Source organism: Lysobacter dokdonensis DS-58, assembly GCF_000770795.1.
GTDB lineage: Bacteria > Pseudomonadota > Gammaproteobacteria > Xanthomonadales > Xanthomonadaceae > Noviluteimonas > Noviluteimonas dokdonensis.
The window spans coordinates 142657-162113 of sequence record NZ_JRKJ01000018.1 but is presented as its reverse complement, the minus strand read 5'-3'; the positions used below and the strand labels follow the sequence as shown (position 1 = coordinate 162113).

The 19457-nt window shown below is 65.9% G+C and carries 18 protein-coding genes, 2 tRNA genes and 1 pseudogene; 20 read left to right on the top strand and 1 reads right to left on the bottom strand.

What is annotated here, in order from left to right:
- Positions 1–15 precede the first annotated feature (15 nt).
- From LF41_RS11905 to LF41_RS17130, 14 genes are all read left to right on the top strand, one after another.
- On the top strand, positions 16–1653 hold the full coding sequence (locus LF41_RS11905) for a M12 family metallo-peptidase (protein ID WP_036169939.1): 1638 nt from the start codon (positions 16–18) through the stop codon (positions 1651–1653).
- The gene (locus tag LF41_RS17275) at positions 1544–2677 is read left to right on the top strand and encodes a Calx-beta domain-containing protein (RefSeq protein WP_338037856.1); all 1134 of its coding nucleotides are present in this window, start codon (positions 1544–1546) and stop codon (positions 2675–2677) included. Before LF41_RS11905 ends, LF41_RS17275 begins: the two co-directional genes overlap by 110 nt.
- 28 nt (positions 2678–2705) lie before the next feature.
- Entirely contained in the window at positions 2706–5324 is a 2619-nt protein-coding gene (locus LF41_RS11900) for a reprolysin-like metallopeptidase (protein ID WP_036169937.1), read from the top strand.
- Positions 5325–5398: 74 nt separating this feature from the next.
- A tRNA-Val gene (locus tag LF41_RS11895) sits at positions 5399–5473 on the top strand.
- A 180-nt stretch (positions 5474–5653) separates the two neighbouring features.
- On the top strand, positions 5654–7570 hold the full coding sequence (gene thrS, locus LF41_RS11890; protein ID WP_036169935.1) for a threonine--tRNA ligase: 1917 nt from the start codon (positions 5654–5656) through the stop codon (positions 7568–7570).
- Between the two features lie 66 nt (positions 7571–7636).
- Positions 7637–8161 (top strand): translation initiation factor IF-3, encoded by a 525-nt coding sequence (infC, locus tag LF41_RS11885; RefSeq protein WP_237577748.1) that lies wholly within the window; start codon positions 7637–7639, stop codon positions 8159–8161.
- A 192-nt stretch (positions 8162–8353) separates the two neighbouring features.
- Complete coding sequence (gene rpmI / locus LF41_RS11880) at positions 8354–8551, top strand: 50S ribosomal protein L35 (protein ID WP_027083463.1); 198 nt, start codon at positions 8354–8356, stop codon at positions 8549–8551.
- A gap of 13 nt (positions 8552–8564) precedes the next feature.
- Complete coding sequence (gene rplT, locus LF41_RS11875) at positions 8565–8924, top strand: 50S ribosomal protein L20 (protein WP_036169932.1); 360 nt, start codon at positions 8565–8567, stop codon at positions 8922–8924.
- 118 nt (positions 8925–9042) lie between these two features.
- Positions 9043–10038 (top strand): phenylalanine--tRNA ligase subunit alpha, encoded by a 996-nt coding sequence (pheS, locus tag LF41_RS11870; RefSeq protein WP_036169930.1) that lies wholly within the window; start codon positions 9043–9045, stop codon positions 10036–10038.
- A gap of 10 nt (positions 10039–10048) precedes the next feature.
- Positions 10049–12433, top strand: a complete 2385-nt coding sequence (gene pheT / locus LF41_RS11865; RefSeq protein ID WP_036169928.1) for a phenylalanine--tRNA ligase subunit beta — start codon at positions 10049–10051, stop codon at positions 12431–12433.
- Between the two features lie 17 nt (positions 12434–12450).
- A complete protein-coding gene (locus LF41_RS11860) occupies positions 12451–12753 on the top strand; it encodes an integration host factor subunit alpha (RefSeq protein WP_036169925.1) in 303 nt (100 codons plus the stop codon).
- Positions 12746–13102 (top strand): MerR family transcriptional regulator, encoded by a 357-nt coding sequence (locus tag LF41_RS11855; RefSeq protein ID WP_036169922.1) that lies wholly within the window; start codon positions 12746–12748, stop codon positions 13100–13102. Before LF41_RS11860 ends, LF41_RS11855 begins: the two co-directional genes overlap by 8 nt.
- A gap of 50 nt (positions 13103–13152) precedes the next feature.
- Positions 13153–13229 (top strand) — tRNA-Pro (locus tag LF41_RS11850).
- A 623-nt stretch (positions 13230–13852) separates the two neighbouring features.
- A complete protein-coding gene (locus LF41_RS17130) occupies positions 13853–14029 on the top strand; it encodes a hypothetical protein (RefSeq protein WP_202594046.1) in 177 nt (58 codons plus the stop codon).
- Positions 14030–14080: 51 nt separating this feature from the next.
- Here LF41_RS17130 and LF41_RS17390 read toward each other — a convergent pair whose 3' ends face one another.
- Complete coding sequence (locus LF41_RS17390; protein WP_425599477.1) at positions 14081–14227, bottom strand: hypothetical protein; 147 nt, start codon at positions 14225–14227, stop codon at positions 14081–14083.
- Between the two features lie 147 nt (positions 14228–14374).
- Between LF41_RS17390 and LF41_RS17025 the strand changes: the two genes are divergently transcribed.
- From LF41_RS17025 to LF41_RS11825, 6 genes and pseudogenes are all read left to right on the top strand, one after another.
- Positions 14375–14554: a hypothetical protein gene (locus tag LF41_RS17025; protein WP_161786958.1), complete on the top strand. Its 180-nt coding sequence runs from the start codon at positions 14375–14377 to the stop codon at positions 14552–14554.
- A 55-nt stretch (positions 14555–14609) separates the two neighbouring features.
- A pseudogene (locus tag LF41_RS11845) lies at positions 14610–16711 on the top strand (peptidase domain-containing ABC transporter).
- A gap of 109 nt (positions 16712–16820) precedes the next feature.
- Entirely contained in the window at positions 16821–18062 is a 1242-nt protein-coding gene (locus tag LF41_RS11840; RefSeq protein ID WP_036169921.1) for an HlyD family secretion protein, read from the top strand.
- Between the two features lie 206 nt (positions 18063–18268).
- On the top strand, positions 18269–18478 hold the full coding sequence (locus tag LF41_RS11835; RefSeq protein WP_036169920.1) for a hypothetical protein: 210 nt from the start codon (positions 18269–18271) through the stop codon (positions 18476–18478).
- On the top strand, positions 18466–18807 hold the full coding sequence (locus LF41_RS11830; RefSeq protein ID WP_036169919.1) for a hypothetical protein: 342 nt from the start codon (positions 18466–18468) through the stop codon (positions 18805–18807). Before LF41_RS11835 ends, LF41_RS11830 begins: the two co-directional genes overlap by 13 nt.
- Positions 18808–19044: 237 nt before the next feature.
- The gene (locus LF41_RS11825) at positions 19045–19401 is read left to right on the top strand and encodes a hypothetical protein (RefSeq protein ID WP_036169917.1); all 357 of its coding nucleotides are present in this window, start codon (positions 19045–19047) and stop codon (positions 19399–19401) included.
- The last annotated feature ends 56 nt before the right edge of the window (positions 19402–19457 follow it).

The following is a 19457-nucleotide window of genomic DNA, read 5'->3' as shown; positions in this document are numbered from 1 at the left end:
GGGCAGGGAGCGCGCATGAAGCAGTCACGGAAGATCGCATGGACGGTGGTCACTGGCGTATCGCTGATCGCCGGCATCGCGTGGTGGCAGTCGGGCGATGCGCCATTGCGCATCGCGCCGGTGCAGTCCGCGCATGCAGCGACACCTGCGCTGAAGCTGCAGGGCGCGTTCGACGTCGTCGGTGAAGCGCATCCGATCGCGCTCGACGCCGCGATGGCGCGCGCCGCGATGCGCGACGGCACGCTGCGCGTCACGTTGCCCGATGGCACGACGTACCCGGTGAAGATGCAGCGCCAGGAAACCGATGCGTTCGGGCAGTGGTCGGTGATCGGCCACGTCGACACGCCGGTCGGTCCGCAGGCGGCGGTGCTCACGTTCGGCGGCAACGCGGTGTTCGGCACGTTGCCGATGCCGAACGGCCGCATGCTGCGCATCGTCACCAACCACGGCCGCGTGCAGGCCTCGCTCGACGGCGGTTTGATCCCGCCGGGCAAGGCGTTGACGAGCGATATCGCGCCGCGGCCGAAGGAAGACCTTGCCGCAGTGCGCGCGCAGCGGCTCGCCGCGCGCGGCCTGCCGATGCGCAACGCCACCGCGGGCGCGCAGAAGGAACGCGTCCAGGTGCCGGCATCGACGCCGGCGCCTGTCGACAACACGCTCGTGACCGCCGCTGCATCCGGATTGCCGCCGGTCACGATCACGGTCATGGCCGCCTACGCCGACGATCTCGTCGCGCTGCGCGGCAGCGACGCCGCCGTGCAGACCGAGTTGAGCAACCTCGTCGCCGCCGCGAACCAGGCGCACATCGACAGCAACTCGCGCGTGCGCTTCTCGCTGGTGCGCCGGCAGAAGCTCACCGTGCCGACGTCGATGGACAACTACGACGTCCTCTATCAGATGACCGCCGATCTCGTGGGCGGCATCGACCTCGAACTGTTGCGCGACCAGTATTCGGCCGACCTCGTGACCTTCGTGCGCCCCTCTAACGCCGCGTATACCGACTGCGGCATCGCGTGGGTCGGCGGCAGCGGCAATCGCGGGACGGAAACCGAAAACCTGTTCGGCTTCTCCGTCGTCAACACCGAGCCGTGCGGCGCGCACGTGATGGCGCACGAACTGGGCCACAACCTCGGCTCGGCACACGACCGCGAAACCGATTGGGTCGATGGCGAATATCCGCACGGCTCGCATCCGTACGCCTTCGGGTATCGGCGCCTCACCGCGCCGAAGTTCGCGACGATCATGGCGTACACCGACGCCAACGAACCGTGGATCGGCCGCTTCTCCGATCCGAATTCCTCGCTGTGCGGCGCGCGCTGCGGCATCCCCGATCTGTCGGACAACGTGCGTGCCTTCGACCGCATGGCGCACCGTCTCCGAATTCCGCACCGCGCCGGGCAAGCTGACGGTCTCCGACAGCGAAGGCTGGGAACCCGATTGGGGCGGCAACGCGTACATCGCGATGCCCGTGCGCCTCAACGGTTACGCGATGAACGCCGACGTGCCGTACGACGTGCAGATCGTCGGCGGCACCGCGACGGGCATGGTCGACTACGAAATCGCCAGCCCGATGTCGGGCGTGATCCCGCGTGGATACCGCAGCGAATCGTTGTTCCGCATCCGCGTGCGGCCGGACACGGTGGTCGAAGGTGACGAGACGATCATCCTGAAGGTGACCACGTCGAGCGGTTGGCCCATCGCCGACGACACCGCGGTGCTGACGATCCGCGACGACGACCCGCGCCCGCACGTGCGCGGCAAGCTGCTCACCGCGTCGCCGGATCCCACGGCCCCTTGCCCTTTGCGCGCCGTCGCCTACGGCATGGACGGGCCGCGCGATGAGCCGTACGACATCTTCCCGGACCTGGGCTGCACGTTCGACATTCCCGTCGCGCCGGGCGCCAACCTCGAAATCCGCGAGCCCGAAGGCAACTATTTCCAGTCGACCAGCGTCTCGCGCTTCCTGCCGACGATCTTCAATGACGTCTGGCGCGACCGATACAAAGTGATCCCGGCGCCCAACGGCCTGGTGGTGTTCGGCAGCATGCAACCGGCGCCCGGCGAGACGCTGATGTCCGGGCAGTTCATCACGGTGAAGACCGTCGAGAGCTACATGGGACGCGCGATCACCGAAGCGGACTACAACACCGTCGGCACCACGTTCTACCGATCGGTTTACCCGGGCGCGACGCTCGAAGCGAACGTCGAGATGAGCTCGCAATACCAGCCGTGGTACGGCGTGCTGCACGACGTGAACACCGACCGGAGCATCGCGCCGGTCCTGCGATGGAGCGGCACGCTCATCGTGCGCGGCGGTCGTGCGTTGCCCGAAGGCCGTGCGGGCCGCAAGTACAAGGTGCCGGTACAGATCGCGTACGTGCCGCGGTCGAACCAGACGACGGGCTTCGGTTCGATCAACGTCGCCTGGCGCACGGTCGACGGCAGCGCGAAGAGCGGCGCGGACTATGTCGCCGCGTCGGGCAACGTGACACTGACGGACGACGCACCCGAGGCGATCGTGTACGTCGAGGTCATCGGCAACGACACGCCGCAGTCGCCGCGCGCGTTCGACGTCGCGATCACCGCATCGCCGGCCTACAACATCACCAACGCCAACACGCGGTTCACCATCATGGACGACGACCGCCGGCTCGGCGGCCCCGGCCAGAAGCGCTGAAGGGATCGAAGCAGTGAAGCAAACAGGGATGCGGGTGTTGTCCGCGGGCGTGGCGTTGTCGCTGGTCGCGGGCATCGCGTGGTGGCGCGGAGGCGAGGACGCTGCGCAGGTGGTTGCGTCCGCGCCGCGAGGTTCGAACGCGCGTGCGACGTTGACGATCCCCGCAGGCGCCACGCGCGAGATGCCGCGGTCCTTCGCATTCGACGCCGCCATCGCACGCAACGCCGTGCGTGACGGGGCGCTGCACGTGTCCCTGCCCGACGGCGCGGATTACGCCGTCGCCATCGAACGCAACTACACCGACGCGAACGGCAACTGGCATGTGGTCGGGCGCACGAAGACGCGCCTGGGCCCGCAGGCGATGGTGATGACCTTCCGCGGCGCGGCCGTGTTCGGTGTATTGCCGACGCCCGATGGCGGGCTGCTGCACGTCGTCACCGGCCCGCGCAACCGCGTCACGATCGCGCCGGCCGGCGACCTCGTTCCGGCGGCCGCGACGTCGCGCGACACCGATGTGCGCATCCCGCCGCGTCGCAAGACCGAGATCACGCGCGTCTCGACAGCGGCGCGCACCGCGAGCGCCGCGCAGAAATTCCGTGCCGACGGAACAACGCAACCGCGCACCGCGCCCATCGCGCGCTCGGCCATCGCCTCGCAAGCCCCGATCGACACGACGCCCGTGCGCATCGACGTCATCGCGTTGTACTCGCAGGATCTGATCACTGCGCGCGGCAGCGTCGCGAACGCGGAAGCCGAAGTGGCGAACCTCTTCGCCATCGCCAACCAGGCGCATCGCGACAGCGGCGCGCGCATCACGCTCAATCCGGTGCGCGTGCAATTGCTTTCGACGGTGCCGGCGGTCACGCAGAACGGTCCGGTCCTCGACGCGCTGACCAACCAGCAATACGGCGACATCGAAGCGATCCGCGACAACTACGCCGGCGATCTCGTGACGCTGGTGCGGCCTTACCAGGACGGCGATCCGTCGTGCGGCGTCGCATGGCTGACCGGCGAGGGCATGCACCGCAATGCGGGCGGCTCACCGACGTACGGCTATTCGGTCGTCAACGTCGGCGGATGCAGTCCGTATGTGCTCGCGCACGAACTGGGGCACCTGATGGGGTCGATGCACGACCGCCAGACCTCGCGGGATCCCGAGACGGGGAACCTGGATTACGGCGCGTATGCGTTCTCGTTCGGTTATCGCAACGACGCCTTCGCCACGGTCATGGCGTATCCGCAGGGCATGCCGCGCATCGGTTACTTCTCGAACCCGGGCAGCACCGCATGCGGCAGCCCGTGCGGCATCGAGGAGGCCAGCGACAACGTCCGCAGCCTCAACCTGATGGCGCCGATGATCGCGGGCTTCCGCGGGACGAAGGGCACCGTTTCGATCAGCGATGTCGAAGCCGTCGAACTGCGCGCGAGCCACGAGCTGGAACTCTACGTGCCGGTGTTGTTGTCGGGCCCGGCGCCCGCCGAGGGTGCGACGTTCGAAGTGCAGGTGATCGGCGGCACGGCAACGCAGGGCGTGGATTATCGAATGCCCGCCGATGCCTCCACGTATCTGTCGCCCGGCTGGCGTTCGGGCGGCGTGCCGATCGTCCTCATCGGCGATGACGAAATCGAACCCGACGAAACGATCCTGCTGCGCCTCGTTGCGCGCGCAGGCACGAACGTGCCCATCGCCGATGCGACCGCCACGCTCACCATCGTCGCCGACGATCCGCGCCCGATGATCACCGGCCGCCTCTGGTTCCCGCTGGGTATCGATTCGGCGGGCCTCAACCCGACGCTCAAGGTATACGGCGTCGACGGCACGGACGAAGGCGACTATTGGGAAACCCTTTGGCCGAATGCCGACCAGACCTTCGCGATCCCCGTGGCCTATGGTTCCGAGCTGCGCATCGAGAATTACCCCAGCACCGCGTGGGGGGCGATGAAGCCGGCCCTGGTGCAGGAAGTGCACGGCGATCGCGCGCTGCCGCTGATGTTCCTGGACACGTACGCGCTCAGCGGCCAGATCAAGTTCGCGCCTGGCAGCACGCCGCCGACGACACGCAGGGTGATGTCGGTGCATGCGTGGTCGCATGGCGTGGAGGTCGCCAGCGACATCGTGCTCGTGCAGCCGCCGGAATTCCGCTACATCACGCGCGTGCCTGTCGGCTCGACCCTGGAAATGACGATCAGCGCCGGCGACTCCTGGAAGCCGTACGTGGCGTACCTGCAGGACTTCGCCCCGCGCGACCAAATCTTCGACCCGGTGCTGTCGAACCTGCCGACGATCTTCGCGACCGGCCCCGATACGGTGCCCGAAGGCACGACGTCGTTCCCGATCTACGTCGAGCTGTCCGAACCCGCCGGCGCGCAAGGCGTCAACTTCCGATGGCGCACGCTTGATGGCACGGCGAAGGCCGGCACGCATTACGTCGCCGGCACCGGGCAGGGCCGCATCCAGCCCGGCGCGGAGTACGCGACGATCACGCTCGCGCTGCCGCCGGGCAATACGAGGCCCGACCCGGCGCGCTACTTCGATTTCGTGGTCGACCAAGTCACCGGCGCCACTGCGTCCACGGCGACCAAGCGCACGTGGATCGGCGATGACGACCGCAGGACCGGCGGACCGGGCGCGAAATCCGCCCAATGAGCGGTTGTCGCAGCGCAGCACCTTCGTTAAACTGCGCAGCCCCGTTCGGCCGGACTGGCCGGGTGGGGCGATTCGGGCGGTTAGCTCAGCGGTAGAGCACTACCTTGACATGGTAGGGGTCACAGGTTCGAACCCTGTACCGCCCACCACGCTTCCGGCGTGGGGCACCAAACACGATAAGATCGCGACGAGAAGACGGAAGAGGTGGCCCGCGGCAACGCCGGCCGAGCGTGCGACATGAACACTACGCGCAGCCAACCCTGACCTTTCCCGAGTCGCAGCGACAGCAGGCGCCCTCGGGCGCTTTTTTTATTCCTGGTGCCCACGCAATGAACGCAGAAGTCCAAACTCCCGTCGCGATCACGCTGCCCGACGGCAGCGTCCGCAATTTCGACCATCCGGTCACCGTCGGCGAGATCGCAGCCTCCATCGGCGCGGGCCTGGCGAAGGCGGCGCTCGCGGGCAAGGTCGATGGCAAGCTGGTCGACACCAGCTACCGCATCGACCGCGACGCCGCGCTGGAGATCGTCACCGACAAGCATCCCGACGCGCTCGACGTGCTGCGCCATTCCACGGCGCACCTGCTCGCGCAGGCCGTGCAGCGCCTGTATCCCGGCGCGCAGGTCACCATCGGCCCGGTGATCGACAACGGCTTCTACTACGACTTCGCCTACGAGCGTCCGTTCACGCCCGACGACCTGCCCGCCATCGAGGCGGAAATGCAGAAGATCGTGAAGGAAGCGCAGCCCGTTTCGCGCAGCGTCAAATCGCGCGACGAAGCGGTGCAGTTCTTCCGCGGCATGGGCGAAAACTACAAGGCGGAGATCATCGAATCGATTCCGTCGGACGAAGCCCTCTCGCTGTATTCGCAGGGCGAGTTCACCGACCTGTGCCGCGGCCCGCACGTGCCGTCGACGGAAAAACTGCGCGCCTTCAAGCTGATGAAGGTGGCCGGCGCGTATTGGCGCGGCGACCACAACAACGCGATGCTCAGCCGCATCTACGGCACCGCCTGGCTCAACGACAAGGACCTCAAGGCCTACCTGTTGCAGTTGGAGGAAGCCGAGAAGCGCGACCACCGCAAGATCGCCAAGCAGCAGGACCTGTTCCACCTGCAGGAAGAAGCGCCGGGCCTGGTGTTCTGGCATCCGAAGGGCTGGTCGATCTGGCAGGTCGTCGAGCAGTACATGCGCAAGGTGTACCGCGAGTCCGGCTACCAGGAGGTGCGTTGCCCGCAGATCCTCGACGTGTCCTTGTGGAAGCGTTCCGGCCACTGGGACAACTACAAGGACAACATGTTCTTCACCGAATCGGAGAAGCGCACGTACGCGGTCAAGCCGATGAACTGCCCGGGCCACGTCCAGGTGTTCAACTCCGGCCTGCACAGCTACCGCGACCTGCCGATCCGTTACGGCGAGTTCGGCGCGTGCCACCGCAACGAGCCGTCGGGCGCGCTGCACGGCATCCTGCGCGTGCGCGGCTTCACGCAGGACGACGGGCATATCTTCTGCACCGAAGACCAGATCGAAGCCGAAGTCACCGCCTTCCACCAGCAGGCGATGGACGTCTATGCCCGCTTCGGCTTCCAGGACGTGCAGCTGAAGATCGCGCTGCGCCCGGAACCGCGCCTCGGCGATGACGCCACGTGGGACAAGGCCGAAGAGGCCCTGCGCTCGGCGCTGCGCGCCGCCGGCGTGGAATGGCAGGAGCTGCCGGGCGAGGGCGCCTTCTACGGCCCGAAGATCGAATACCACCTCAAGGACGCCATCGGCCGCACCTGGCAGCTGGGCACGATGCAGGTCGATTTCATGATGCCCGGCCGCCTCGGCGCCGAGTACGTCGACGAGCACAGCCAGCGCCGCCACCCGGTGATGCTGCACCGGGCGATCGTCGGCTCGATGGAGCGCTTCATCGGCATCCTGATCGAGCACCACGCCGGCCATTTCCCGGCCTGGCTGGCCCCGGTGCAGGCGGTGGTCATGAATATCACCGACGCGCAGGCCGACTGGGTGGCCGAGGTTCGGAAAACCCTTACGAATCAAGGCTTCCGGGTCGACGCTGATTTGCGGAACGAGAAGATCGGCTATAAGATCCGCGAGCACACGCTGCAGCGCGTGCCGTACCTGCTCGTGGTCGGCGACCGCGAGAAGGAAAATGGCGCAGTCGCGGTGCGCACGCGCAGTGGCGAGGACCTGGGGACCATGTCCATCGCCGACTTCGCGCAGCGCTTGCGCGAATCGCAGTAGCGTCAGACACAAGGCCCGCGCGGCACCCCACTGCCGCGCGGCTCGATACTCCACGGAGATTGCGACATCAGCACCCCCGAAAAGCAGAATCGAAAGAACAGCGAAATCCGCGTGCCGCGCGTACGCGTGATCGGCAGCGACGGCGAAATGGTCGGCGTGCTCACGCGCGACGAAGCCCTGCGGATGGCCGAAGACGAAGGCCTCGACCTCGTCGAGATCCAGCCCAACGCGGATCCGCCGGTGTGCCGGATCATGGACTTCGGCAAGTTCAAGTTCGAGACGCAGAAGAAGGCCGCGGCTGCCAAGAAGAAGCAGAAGCAGGTCGAAATCAAGGAAGTGAAGTTCCGCCCCGTCACCGACGAAGGCGACTACCAGATCAAGCTGCGCAACATGCGCCGCTTCCTTGAGGAAGGCGACAAGATCAAGGTCAACATCCGCTTCCGTGGCCGCGAAATGAGCCACCAGGAACTCGGCCAGCAGATGGCCAAGCGGATCGAGACCGACCTGGGCGAAGACATCGTCATCGAATCGCGGCCGCGCCTGGAAGGCCGGCAGATGGTCATGATGATCGCGCCCAAGAAGAAAACCTGAGAAAAATCATTGTTTTGGGCCTCGCGGCCCGGCATAATGCGCAGCCCCGGTCCGCCGGGGCTGTTGTTTTGCAAGACCATGGACCCGCCTTGATTCAGAAGAATCAAAGGCTTACGACCGGCAAGGGCAGGACGGAAAGCGTGGCTGAGGCCACCGCCCGGGCCAGTGACAAGATTTCGCAAGGACAACCCAATGCCCAAGATCAAGACCAATCGGGCGGCGGCCAAGCGCTTCCGGAAGACCGCTTCCGGCAAGTACAAGTGCGGCCACGCCAACAAGAGCCACATCCTCACCAAGAAAGCGACCAAGCGGAAGCGCAACCTTCGTCAGACGAACCACGTTCGTGCCGAAGACGCGGGCCGTCTGGACCGCATGCTGCCGTATCTCTGAGGAGGGCTGAACAATGGCACGAGTCAAACGTGGTGTGACGGCCCGCCGTCGGCACAAGAAAATCCTGAAGCAGGCGAAGGGCTACTACCACGCCCGTCGTAAGGTCTTCCGCGTCGCCAAGCAGGCGGTCACGAAGGCCCTGCAGTACGCGTACATCGGTCGCAAGCAGAAGAAGCGCAATTTCCGTTCGCTGTGGATCACGCGCATCAATGCCGCGGCCCGCATCAACGGCATGAGCTACAGCCGCTTCATGAACGGCCTGCTGAAGGCCGGCATCACCCTCGACCGCAAGGTGCTGGCGGACATCGCCGTGCACGACGCGGTGGGTTTTGCGGCGCTGGCCGAAAAGGCGAAGAGCGCGCTCGCGGCGTAACGCATCACCAACGAGAGCCGCGCCCCTTGCGCGGCTTTCGATGGAAAGCAACGCAGGGGGAAGGGCGCAAGTCCTTCCCCCTTTTTTGTTTCGGATTGTCCAGTTCGAAAGGATCCCGATGGACGGAATCGATTCGCTGTTGCAGCAGGCCCTGAGCGACATCGCCGGCGCCAACGCGCCCGATGCACTCGAAGCGCTGCGCGTGGGCCTGCTCGGCAAACAGGGCAGTGTCACGACCCAACTCAAGGCGCTCGGCACGTTGCCGCCCGACGCACGCAAGGCCGCAGGCGAGGCGATCAACCGCGCCCGCGATGCCATCGGCGACGCACTGTCCGCGCGCAAGAATGCGCTGGACGAAGCCGCCCTCGAACACAAGCTCGCCACCGAATCCGTCGACGTCACGCTGCCCGGCCGCGATGCCGCGCGCGGCGGCCTGCACCCGGTGTCGCGCACGCTGGAACGCATCGCGGAGATCTTCGGCCGCCTGGGCTACGAGCTCGCGCACGGCCCCGAGATCGAAGACGACTGGCACAACTTCGAAGCGCTGAACTTCCCGCCGCACCATCCGGCGCGCGCGATGCACGACACGTTCTACTTCGGCGACGGCCGCCTGCTGCGCACGCACACCAGCGGCGTGCAGGTGCGCTACATGAAGGACGTCAAGCCGCCGCTGCGCATGATCGCCGCCGGCAAGGTGTATCGCAGCGACAGCGACCAGACGCACACGCCGATGTTCCACCAGGTCGAAGGCCTGCTCGTCGACGAACACGCGAGTTTTGCCGACCTGAAGGGCACCCTGGCCGAATTCGTCCGCGCGTTCTTCGAGCGCGATTTCGAAATGCGCTTCCGCCCGAGCTACTTCCCCTTCACCGAGCCCTCGGCCGAAGTCGACATCGCCTGGCACCAGGCCGACGGCACGACGAAGTGGCTCGAAGTGCTCGGCTGCGGCATGGTCCATCCGAACGTGCTGCGCAACGTGGGCATCGACCCGGAGCGCCATACCGGTTTCGCGTTCGGCCTGGGTGTCGAGCGCTTCGCGATGCTGCGCTACGGCGTCGACGACCTGCGCAGCTTCTTCGACAACGACGTGCGCTTCCTGCGCCAGTTCGCCTGAGGTCAATGGAATGAAGTTCCCCGAGAACTGGCTCCGCCAACACGTGCGCACCGACGCGACGCGCGAGCAACTGTCGGCCACGCTGACCGCCATCGGCCTCGAAGTCGAGGAGATGGAAGTGATCGGCGAGAAGCTCGATGGCGTCGTCGTCGCGCGCATCGTCGAATGCGCCAAGCACCCCGAAGCCGACAAGCTGCAGGTCTGCAAGGTCGACATCGGTACCGGAGCGCTGCAGCAGATCGTCTGCGGCGCACCCAACGCGCGCCCGAACCTCGTCGCGCCGCTGGCCACCATCGGCACGCAGGTCGGCACGCTGACGATCAGGGTCGCCAAGCTGCGCGGTGTCGATTCCAACGGCATGCTCTGCTCGGCGAAGGAACTCGGCCTGGACGCCGACGCCTCCGGCCTGCTCGAACTCCCGCATGACGCGCCGGTCGGCGCACCGCTCGCTGAATACCTCGGCCTGCCCGACGCGCGCTTCGAACTCAAGCTCACGCCGAACCGCGCCGACTGCTTCAGCGTGCGCGGCATCGCGTACGACGTCGCCGCCGCCTTCGGCAGCGAAGTCGTGCCGTTCGACGCCACGCCCATGCCCGCGCTCAACGACGCGGCGATGGCGATCAACCTCGATGCGGGCGCGGACGTGCCGCGTTTCGTCGGCCGCGTGATCGAAGGCGTCGACGCCAACGTGCACACGCCGATCTGGATGGCCGAGCGCCTGCGCCGCAGCGGTATCCGCCCGATCAGCCTGCTCGTCGACGTCACGCAGTACGTGATGCTCGAGATCGGCCAGCCGATGCACGCGTTCGACCGTGATCTCCTGAAGGGCCCGATCAGCGTGCGCCGTGCGCGCGCCAATGAATCGCTGAAGCTCCTCGACGGCCGCGACGTCGCGCTCGACGACCAGTTCCTGGTCGTCGCCGACAACGACCGCGCGGTGGCGCTGGGCGGCATCATGGGCGGGTTCGATACGCGCGTGACCGACACCACGCGCAACGTCTTCCTCGAAGCCGCGCATTGGGTGCCGAGCGCCATCATCGGCCGCGGCCGCCGCCTCGGCTTGCACACCGATGCCGGCCATCGTTTCGAACGCGGGGTCGACCCCGACCTCCCGCGCCAGGCGATCGAAATCGCCACGCGGCTGATCGTCGAAATCGCCGGCGGCGCCCCCGGCCCGGTGACCGAAGCCGTCCTGCCCGAACACCTGCCGCAACCGCAATACGTCCCGCTGCGCCGCGCGCGCCTCGCACGCGTGCTCGGCACGACGGTGAGCGACACCGAAGTGCAACGCATCCTCCACGCGCTGGGCCTGGCTGTCGTGCCGACGCACGACGGCTGGAACGTCCTGCCGCCGACGCGCCGCTTCGACATCGCGATCGAAGAAGACCTCATCGAAGAAATCGCGCGCGTCTTCGGCTACGACAACATCCCCGCGACGCTCCCCGGCGGCGGCACGCGCCTGGCCGCGCCGACGGAAACGAAGGTGGAAGAGGGCACCGTGCGCCGGCACCTGGCCACGCGCGATTACCTGGAAGCGGTGAACTACGCGTTTGTCGATGAAAGCCTGCTCGCCACGTGGCATGCCACCGACAACGCCGTCCCGCTCGCCAACCCGCTGAGCGCCGAACTGGGCGTGATGCGCACGCAACTTCTGCCCGGCCTCGTCGCCGCGCTCGCGCGCAACGCCGCGCGCCAGCAGACGCGCGTGCGGCTGTTCGAACTCGGGCGGGTGTTCCATTCGAACACCGGCGGCGCGCCGCTGGAGACCAATCGCATCGCGGCCGTGGCCTGCGGAGCCGTTACCACCGAACAGTGGAGCGAGAAAACCCGCAACGTCGACTTCCACGACCTCAAGGGCGACCTGGAATCGCTGGCGCTCCTCTCCGGCGCGCAACTGACGTTCAAACCCGGCACCGCCGCCCACGGCCACCCCGGCCGCTCGGCCGATGTGTACCGCCAGACGGAAGAAGGCGAAGACCGAATCGGCTGGATCGGCCAGCTGCACCCGCGCCTGGCGAAGACGCTCGACCTCCCCGTGGAGGTGGTCGCCTTCGAGCTCGACCTGGACCCGATGCTGGCCCGCAACATTCCGCGCGCCGCGGTCCTGTCGAAGTACCCGTCCGTCCGGCGCGACCTTGCGTTCGTCGTCCCCGAAACCGTGCGCTGGGCCGATGTCCAGGCCACCGTGAAAGCGGCCGCAGGCGTGATTTTGCGGGACTTGCTGCTGTTCGACCGCTACAGTGGCGCGGGCGTCGAATCGGGATTCAAGAGTCTCGCTATGGGCTTGATTCTCCAAGATGAATCGCGCACCCTGACCGACCGCGACGTGGAGCACGTGGTGACCGAGGTGGTCTCGGCACTGCAGGCCCAACACCACGCCGCGATCCGCAGCTGAATCGTCAGGGGGACGAGATGGCACTGACCAAAGCGGAAATGGCCGAGCGGTTGTTCGACGAAGTCGGCCTGAACAAACGCGAGGCGAAGGAATTCGTCGACGCGTTCTTCGACGCGCTCCGCGAAGCGCTCGAACACGGCCGCCAGGTCAAGCTGTCCGGCTTCGGCAACTTCGACCTGCGCCGCAAGAACCAACGCCCGGGCCGCAACCCGAAGACCGGCGAGGAGATTCCGATCTCCGCGCGCACGGTGGTGACCTTCCGCCCGGGCCAGAAACTGAAGGAACGCGTCGAGGCATACACGGGAGCCGGTAATGCTTGATCCGGGCAGCAACAAGGAACTCCCGCCGATCCCCGCCAAGCGCTACTTCACCATCGGTGAAGTCAGCGAGCTGTGCGACGTCAAACCGCACGTCCTGCGCTACTGGGAAACCGAATTCCCGAGCCTGAAACCCGTCAAGCGTCGCGGTAACCGCCGCTATTACCAGCGCCATGACGTGCTGATGGTCCGCCAGATCCGTGGCCTGCTGTACGAACAGGGCTACACCATCGGCGGCGCCCGCCTCCGGCTGGAAGGCGAGGGCGCGAAGCAGGAAAGCGCGCTGAGCACGCAGATCATCAAGCAAGTGCGGATGGAGCTCGAAGAGATCCTGGTGCTGCTGCGTCGCTGAGGCGGCGTACGGCACAGCTCGCGAGGTTCCTCTATAATCGCCAACCTACCCGGGGTATAGCGCAGCCTGGTAGCGCACCAGTCTGGGGGACTGGTGGTCGTCGGTTCGAATCCGGCTACCCCGACCAAATTTAGCGTTATCTAGCGACAAGAATGGGCGCGCTTCCGGGCGGGCCCATTTTTTATTGGTGCAAGAGGGTGCGTCATCTATTGCCCGGTAGGTGCCTTCCCTACGAAATCAGCATCACTCGTGCACGTACCACTTGGCGCGCCATATTGATGGACGTCGATCGCGACCTAACACGCGTCAATTGAAATCCTGCCGTTGCTCGACCACCAGAAACGCGTTGAGCCTGGCAGCGATGTCTAATTCCATTGCGCGATCACTGCCCAGTCAAGTCTCTCCCCGATTGTTTGGATGGGGCGACGTGAACCCGTTTCGGGGTTGGGACACAAGTCGGGCACCAACTCTCATGGGCCTTTATCGATGCATCAGTCCCTGGCGTTTTCCTTCTTTTCTAGTCTCACCATCGGTTGGAAGTGCACTACACAGACTCTTGGCCAGTATGCAAACCTTTCGAGAGTTTCCTCCGGACCTCCAGACCTTTCTTCTGGTTCCGAGTGCTGTCACATGATCAGCTGGGCTCGGCTGAACTGATCGGCCAGTTCGTACAGAACGAGGCAGCGTTGCAATGCATCAATCAGCTGAGCGCGACGACTGCATACCTGGGGCTCTTTTCGTGATCGAAGAATGCGCGACCTGACGTTCGAAGAAATTGAGATGGTGGGAGGTGAAGGGGTGGGCACCGCATTCCTCACAGGTGCTGGTGCAGGCGGATTCGCAGGGGCACTCATCGCGAATGCTCCGGGTGCGGCGATTGGTGCGCTCGCTGGCGGAATCATTGGCGTCGGCCTGTATTTGCTTTGAGTTGCTAACAAACTAGCTGTCAACCAAAGGAGCAAACGCATGCGTGAACTTTCACTCCACGAAATCGATCAGATCGACGGTGCCCACATGGGCACCACAGAGGGCTTCGCCGCAGGAGTCACCGCTGGCGCGGCAATTGGTTTTTTGTGCGGCGGGCCCATCGGTGCCCTCGCTGGTGCGGTTAGTGGCGGCCTGCATGGCGCGATCATCGGACACCTACTCTGGTGACTGGGCCACTGTTGGGGGCGTCGCCCCCAGCAGCAGCTTTGTCGCTACGCTCATTCGTCAGTGCTGTTGATTGGCGGTTGACGAGATGTTTGATGCAGCCCAGTTGGAGATTCGAAAGTGAAGATGCATCGTTTGAATCAAAGGTCCTACGTCATCTGCATGTTCTGCTTGACGGTGCTGCTTGTGTCGTCGAGCAACCATCTGTGGCCGTTCGTCTCGCTCGCGGCGATTGTTGCGACCTTGGCTCGAGTGGTCGATGCCATCAAGAGCGGCGAGGCAGAAAAGTCTGCGCGCTGAAGCGCAAGAAAGCCGAGGTACGCCGCAACGAACCGCGTCTGAAGTGAGATAGGGCATGGAAGTCATTGTCCAGTCCGAATCTTCGGAATGTGGCTTGGTGTGCCTCGCTATTGCTGCCGCGCACCACGGCAATGCGGTCGGCCTGCGCGAACTGCGCCGCCGCTTCCCGTTGTCACTCAAGGGCGCGTCGCTCAAGCGCCTGATCGCCATTGCGGGTGATTTGGGGTTGCAGGGGCGTCCGCTACGTCTGGACCTTGACGATCTGTCCAAGCTCACGACGCCGTGTGTGCTGCATTGGGACCTGAACCACTACGTGGTCCTGGCGCAGGTCGCGGGCGATCGCATCACGATCCTCGACCCTTCGCTAGGCCGCCGCGTGCTGTCGCGCGCCGACGTGTCCAAGCACTTCACCGGCATCGCGCTGGAGCTGACGCCCACCGCTGAGTTCCGGCCGCAGAAAGCACCCCCGTCGATTTCGATGCGTCAGCTGACCGGCCGCGTGTCGGGTTTGTGGCGCTCGCTCGCGCTCGTGCTGCTGCTCTCGCTCGCACTGCAGGCGTTTCTCCTGATGGCGCCGTTTTTCATGCAGTGGGTGGTCGACCAGGTGCTGGTCGCCGCCGATCGCGAACTGCTGACCGTGCTCGGGCTGGGCTTTGGGCTTGCGCTGCTGCTGCAGGTCGCCATCAGCCTCCTGCGCGGCTGGACGGTGGTCTACCTTTCCACGCGCCTTGGGCTGCAGTGGATGAGCAACGTGTTCGCCCACCTGCTGCGCCTGCCGCTCGACTTTTTTGAGAAGCGGCATTTGGGAGACGTCACCTCGCGCATGGGCGCGGTGCAGGCCATCCAGAAGACGCTCACCACCAGCTTCGTCGAGTCGTTGATTGACGGCTTGATGGCGGTGGTGACGCTCGGCATGATGCTGCTCTATAGCGCCGAGCTCGCGCTGGTGACGCTGTTGGCGGTTGGGCTGTACCTCGGCCTACGGGCGCTCGCATACCGCCCTCTGCGCGACGGCACTGAGCAGCAACTGGGGGCGGCGGCCAAACAGCAATCGCACCTGCTCGAATCCATCCGTGGCATCCAGTCCATCAAGGTCGCCGGCGGTGAGCCGGTGCGGCGTTCGACCTATGCCACGCTGATGCACGACACGGTGAATCGCGAGGTAGGGCTGGCCAAGCTGGGCCTGGGCTTCAGCGCCGCGAGCCAGTTGGTGTTCGGCCTCGAACGCATCGCCGTGGTCTGGATTGGCGCCACGCTCGCGCTTGAGAACGTGTTCTCGGTGGGCATGCTGGTGGCGTACCTCGCGTACAAGGACCAGTTCGCCGGTCGGTGTCGGGGCTCATCGACAAGTGGATCGAGTTCCGCATGTTGCGCCTGCACGGCGAGCGACTGGGAGACATTTTGCTCGCCGAGCCCGAGGCGGAGCAGGGGGCGGCACCGACAGCGGAACTGACCGGCGGAAGCCTGACTGTCGACGGCCTGGGCTTTCGCTACGCCGATGGCGAGACGTGTGTACTCAAGGGCTGCAGCTTCACCGTCGAGGAGGGCGAATCGGTGGCGATCGTCGGCGCGTCGGGTTGCGGCAAGACCACGCTGGTCAAGCTGCTGCTGGGGCTGCTGCCGGCGACCGAGGGCCGCATCACCGTCGATGGCCGCGAGCTCAGTCGGCTCGGAACCCGGCACTACCGGGAGCGGGTGGGCGCTGTGATGCAAGACGACAAGCTGTTTGCCGGCAGTGTCGCCGAGAACATCGCCTTCGGCGAGGACGGCTATGATCTGGCACGAGTCGAAGAGGCCGCTCGGCTCGCCGCAGTCCACGACGACATCGTGTCATTGCCGATGGGCTATCACAGCCTGATTGGCGACATGGGCACCACACTGTCGGGCGGGCAGAAGCAGCGAGTGATCCTGGCGAGGGCGCTCTATCGCCAGCCGCGCTTTCTGTTCCTCGACGAGGCGACCAGCCATCTCGACGTCGAGCGCGAGCGTCGGGTGAACGATGCGGTGCGCGCGCTCAAGATCACTCGGATCATCATCGCGCACCGCCCGGAAACCATCGCGAGCGCCGACCGCGTTCTGGTGATGCACGGCGGGCGGATCGTGCAGGAGGTGCGGCCGAACGCGCACGCGCCATCGCCCGAGGTCGCGACCGCATGACAGGCATGAAGGAGCGGCATCCGCGGGACAACCAGCAAGCGGAGGCGGCCGCCGAGACCCTTTCGATACCAGAGCAAGCACACCGGCAGGCGCGCCGAAAGCGGCCGGCATGACGCACGACTTGTTCCGCCGTGAAGTGCTGGAGGCAAAGGGCAGCGCGCAACTCGGCGGCATCACGCTCGCCCAACCGTTGCGAATGTGGACGTTGACGCTGGTCGCGGTGGTCGCGGCGCTGGCGGTCGTGGCGTTCCTGCTCTTCGGTGGCTACAGCCGTCGCTCGCGGGTCGTGGGCCAGCTCGTGCCGAGCCTAGGTCTCGCGACGGTGACCGCGCCCGCCAGCGGCGTGGTGGCTGAAGTGATCCCGCAGGAAGGGGATCCGATTGTAGACGCCGCGCCCTTGCTGCGGCTGTCCATCCCCCGCGCTCTGGCGCACGGCGAGGACGCGCTCGCCACATTGCGCGACGGACTGGCGGCACGCCAAGAGAGCGTGGCGGCATTGGGCGCGGCGCAGCGCGCCCAGCTCGACGCGCAGCAGGCGGGTACACATCGGCAACTCGCCGCCGCGCACAAGCAGTTGCACCAGACCGAGGCCGCGATTGCGACGCGGCGTGAGCAGGTGCGGCTGGGGCGCGTAACGACCGCGCGGTATGCGCGCATCGCCGCGGATCAGTACGTGAGTCAAGCGCAGCTAGATCAACAGGCGCAGGCGGTGCTGGACCTAGTCGATCAACAGCAGGCGCTGGAACGCGAGGCCACCACGATCCGCCGCGGCATCATGCAGATGGAGCAAGCGCTGCAGGAGTTGCCCGCCCAGCGTCATGCCAAAGAGGCCGCGACACAACGCGACCTCGCGCAGCTGCAGCAGGAGCGAGTGCAGCAAGAGGCGGGCGGGGCGATGCTGGTCAAGGCACCGGTGGGCGGGCTCGTCGCCAATCGGCTGGTTGAGCCGGGGCAGGCGGTGCAGGCCGGCCAACCGCTGCTGACGCTGCTGCCACAAGGTTCACGCCTGCAGGCGCAGCTGCTTGTGCCTAGCCGCGCGATCGGCTTTATCGAGCCGGGCAGTGCGGTGCTGCTGCGTTACCAGGCCTATCCGTATCAGAAGTTCGGTCATTACAGCGGGCGCGTGGTACGCGTCTCGCGCAGCGTGGTGGCGCCGACCAACTCCGACAGTGAACCCGTCTACCGCGTGCTCGTCGAACTCGACGCGCAAACGGTGACCGCATACGGGAAACCAGAGCCGCTGCGGGCCGGGATGGTGCTGGAGGCCGACATCCTGAGCGAGCGGCGACGGCTGTACGAGTGGTTGCTCGAACCCCTTTATTCCGTCCGCGGCGTGGTGGGCGCGGGCTGACCCAGCCCAGGGGCAGGATTTCGATACGTCAACTCTCCCTTTGTTGTCCACTTTTCGCGAATCGTCTGGTCGACTGCGATGCGGGACGGGTTATGACGAATTCAATACGCGGATGCGTTGGTTTTAAACCAGCCGGTGATCCCCCGCGCCCGGTTCTATCCGCCAGCACGTCGCTATGATTCGCAGGTCCATCAGGGGGGGCACCAATGCACCGATCCGCCAAGCTGGCCGCCGTGGCGGCCTTGCTGTTCGCAACTGCGTGGGGGAAGCCGAAAGGCACGTTCGACTATCAAGTCGATGCGACCACGCCCGCATCCGAAACCGCGATCATCCGCACGGCGTTGAGCTCGGAAAGGAAATTCAAATCCTCGACGGCAAGGCGGATCTTCATGGGCCCCGACGCATGGCCGAGTTGATCGTGATCTCGCAGGGTTACGACGTCGCTGGCGCCGCCAACGTGAGCAAGTTCGCTGCCGTGCGCGTGCGTCAAGGCAAGTACCTCGTGCGATTGCGCTGCAACGGCATGTTCGTCGGCACATTCGACCTGACCGTCGACGCGCAGGCCGGCGGCGAATATTTGCTGGAATGTAGTGGCGACGGGCATGGCATGGACGCGCACGTGTGGCGCAAGGATCGGCCGACGGAAGACACCACCGCGAGCGCCGCAACGGGCGCTGCGGAACAAGCGGCCGCACCGGCAGCGCCGCCTGCACCGTCAACGTGGACGCCGCCGTGGCAGCGATGAGGGAATTCGTTCCGGTCACCAAGAACGCGGGTGCCTGATCTGCGTGCACTGAAGCGGCAATCCCGACCGCCCGGCGGTCCGGTCCCGCCACCCATCCGCGTTACCCCCTACGAAGGCGCCATTCCCCGGGCCACCCCGGCGCCTTCCGTGAACGCTTCACCCTTCCGCACGAATCTGTCTGCGGGAGTGGGGAGTACGCTCGCGACAGGGGATCCACGAACTCGGAAGCGAACACGGATGAAGAGCAAGGATTTCCTCGACCTCAACCTGCGCGACCTGCGCGATTCCATGCCGCACCTGCTGGCCAACAGCACCAGTGCGCGGCATTTCCTGGGAATCTTCGGCGGCGTGGCGGGGGCGATCGTGAATACCGCGCGGGAGTTCGGGCCGGATGCCGAGATCTATGCGACGTACAACGTCGGCAAGATGCTGGTGGACTTTGCCGCTGAATGCGATCCGCGGCCCATTCCCGCCGAACCGGGCCACCGGCCGATTCCGGATGCACTTGCCGGGGTAGGGGAAGACCTCCAGCACGCCGTCGACCGCGTGGCGCGCAGCCGCAAGGCCGCCGAGCACATGGCGAAGTCCGGCTGACAGCCGCTCGCCGCGGGCGCGGCGATACGTGATTAGGAGTTTTCCGACACGCGATC

What these genes read in the sequence shown, in the direction of transcription:
- LF41_RS11855 (WP_036169922.1), top strand. Translation starts at nt 12,746, where the DNA reads ATGCTTGATCCGGGCAGCAACAAGGAACTCCCGCCGATCCCCGCCAAG.
- LF41_RS17390 (WP_425599477.1), bottom strand. Translation starts at nt 14,227, where the DNA reads ATGCAGGCCGCCACTAACCGCACCAGCGAGGGCACCGATGGGCCCGCC.
- rpmI (WP_027083463.1), top strand. Translation starts at nt 8,354, where the DNA reads ATGCCCAAGATCAAGACCAATCGGGCGGCGGCCAAGCGCTTCCGGAAG.
- LF41_RS11830 (WP_036169919.1), top strand. Translation starts at nt 18,466, where the DNA reads ATGGCCGAGTTGATCGTGATCTCGCAGGGTTACGACGTCGCTGGCGCC.
- LF41_RS11840 (WP_036169921.1), top strand. Translation starts at nt 16,821, where the DNA reads ATGACGCACGACTTGTTCCGCCGTGAAGTGCTGGAGGCAAAGGGCAGC.
- LF41_RS11825 (WP_036169917.1), top strand. Translation starts at nt 19,045, where the DNA reads ATGAAGAGCAAGGATTTCCTCGACCTCAACCTGCGCGACCTGCGCGAT.
- LF41_RS17275 (WP_338037856.1), top strand. Translation starts at nt 1,544, where the DNA reads ATGGTCGACTACGAAATCGCCAGCCCGATGTCGGGCGTGATCCCGCGT.
- LF41_RS11900 (WP_036169937.1), top strand. Translation starts at nt 2,706, where the DNA reads ATGCGGGTGTTGTCCGCGGGCGTGGCGTTGTCGCTGGTCGCGGGCATC.
- LF41_RS11835 (WP_036169920.1), top strand. Translation starts at nt 18,269, where the DNA reads ATGCACCGATCCGCCAAGCTGGCCGCCGTGGCGGCCTTGCTGTTCGCA.
- pheS (WP_036169930.1), top strand. Translation starts at nt 9,043, where the DNA reads ATGGACGGAATCGATTCGCTGTTGCAGCAGGCCCTGAGCGACATCGCC.
- LF41_RS11860 (WP_036169925.1), top strand. Translation starts at nt 12,451, where the DNA reads ATGGCACTGACCAAAGCGGAAATGGCCGAGCGGTTGTTCGACGAAGTC.
- LF41_RS11905 (WP_036169939.1), top strand. Translation starts at nt 16, where the DNA reads ATGAAGCAGTCACGGAAGATCGCATGGACGGTGGTCACTGGCGTATCG.
- LF41_RS17130 (WP_202594046.1), top strand. Translation starts at nt 13,853, where the DNA reads ATGCGCGACCTGACGTTCGAAGAAATTGAGATGGTGGGAGGTGAAGGG.
- thrS (WP_036169935.1), top strand. Translation starts at nt 5,654, where the DNA reads ATGAACGCAGAAGTCCAAACTCCCGTCGCGATCACGCTGCCCGACGGC.
- pheT (WP_036169928.1), top strand. Translation starts at nt 10,049, where the DNA reads ATGAAGTTCCCCGAGAACTGGCTCCGCCAACACGTGCGCACCGACGCG.
- rplT (WP_036169932.1), top strand. Translation starts at nt 8,565, where the DNA reads ATGGCACGAGTCAAACGTGGTGTGACGGCCCGCCGTCGGCACAAGAAA.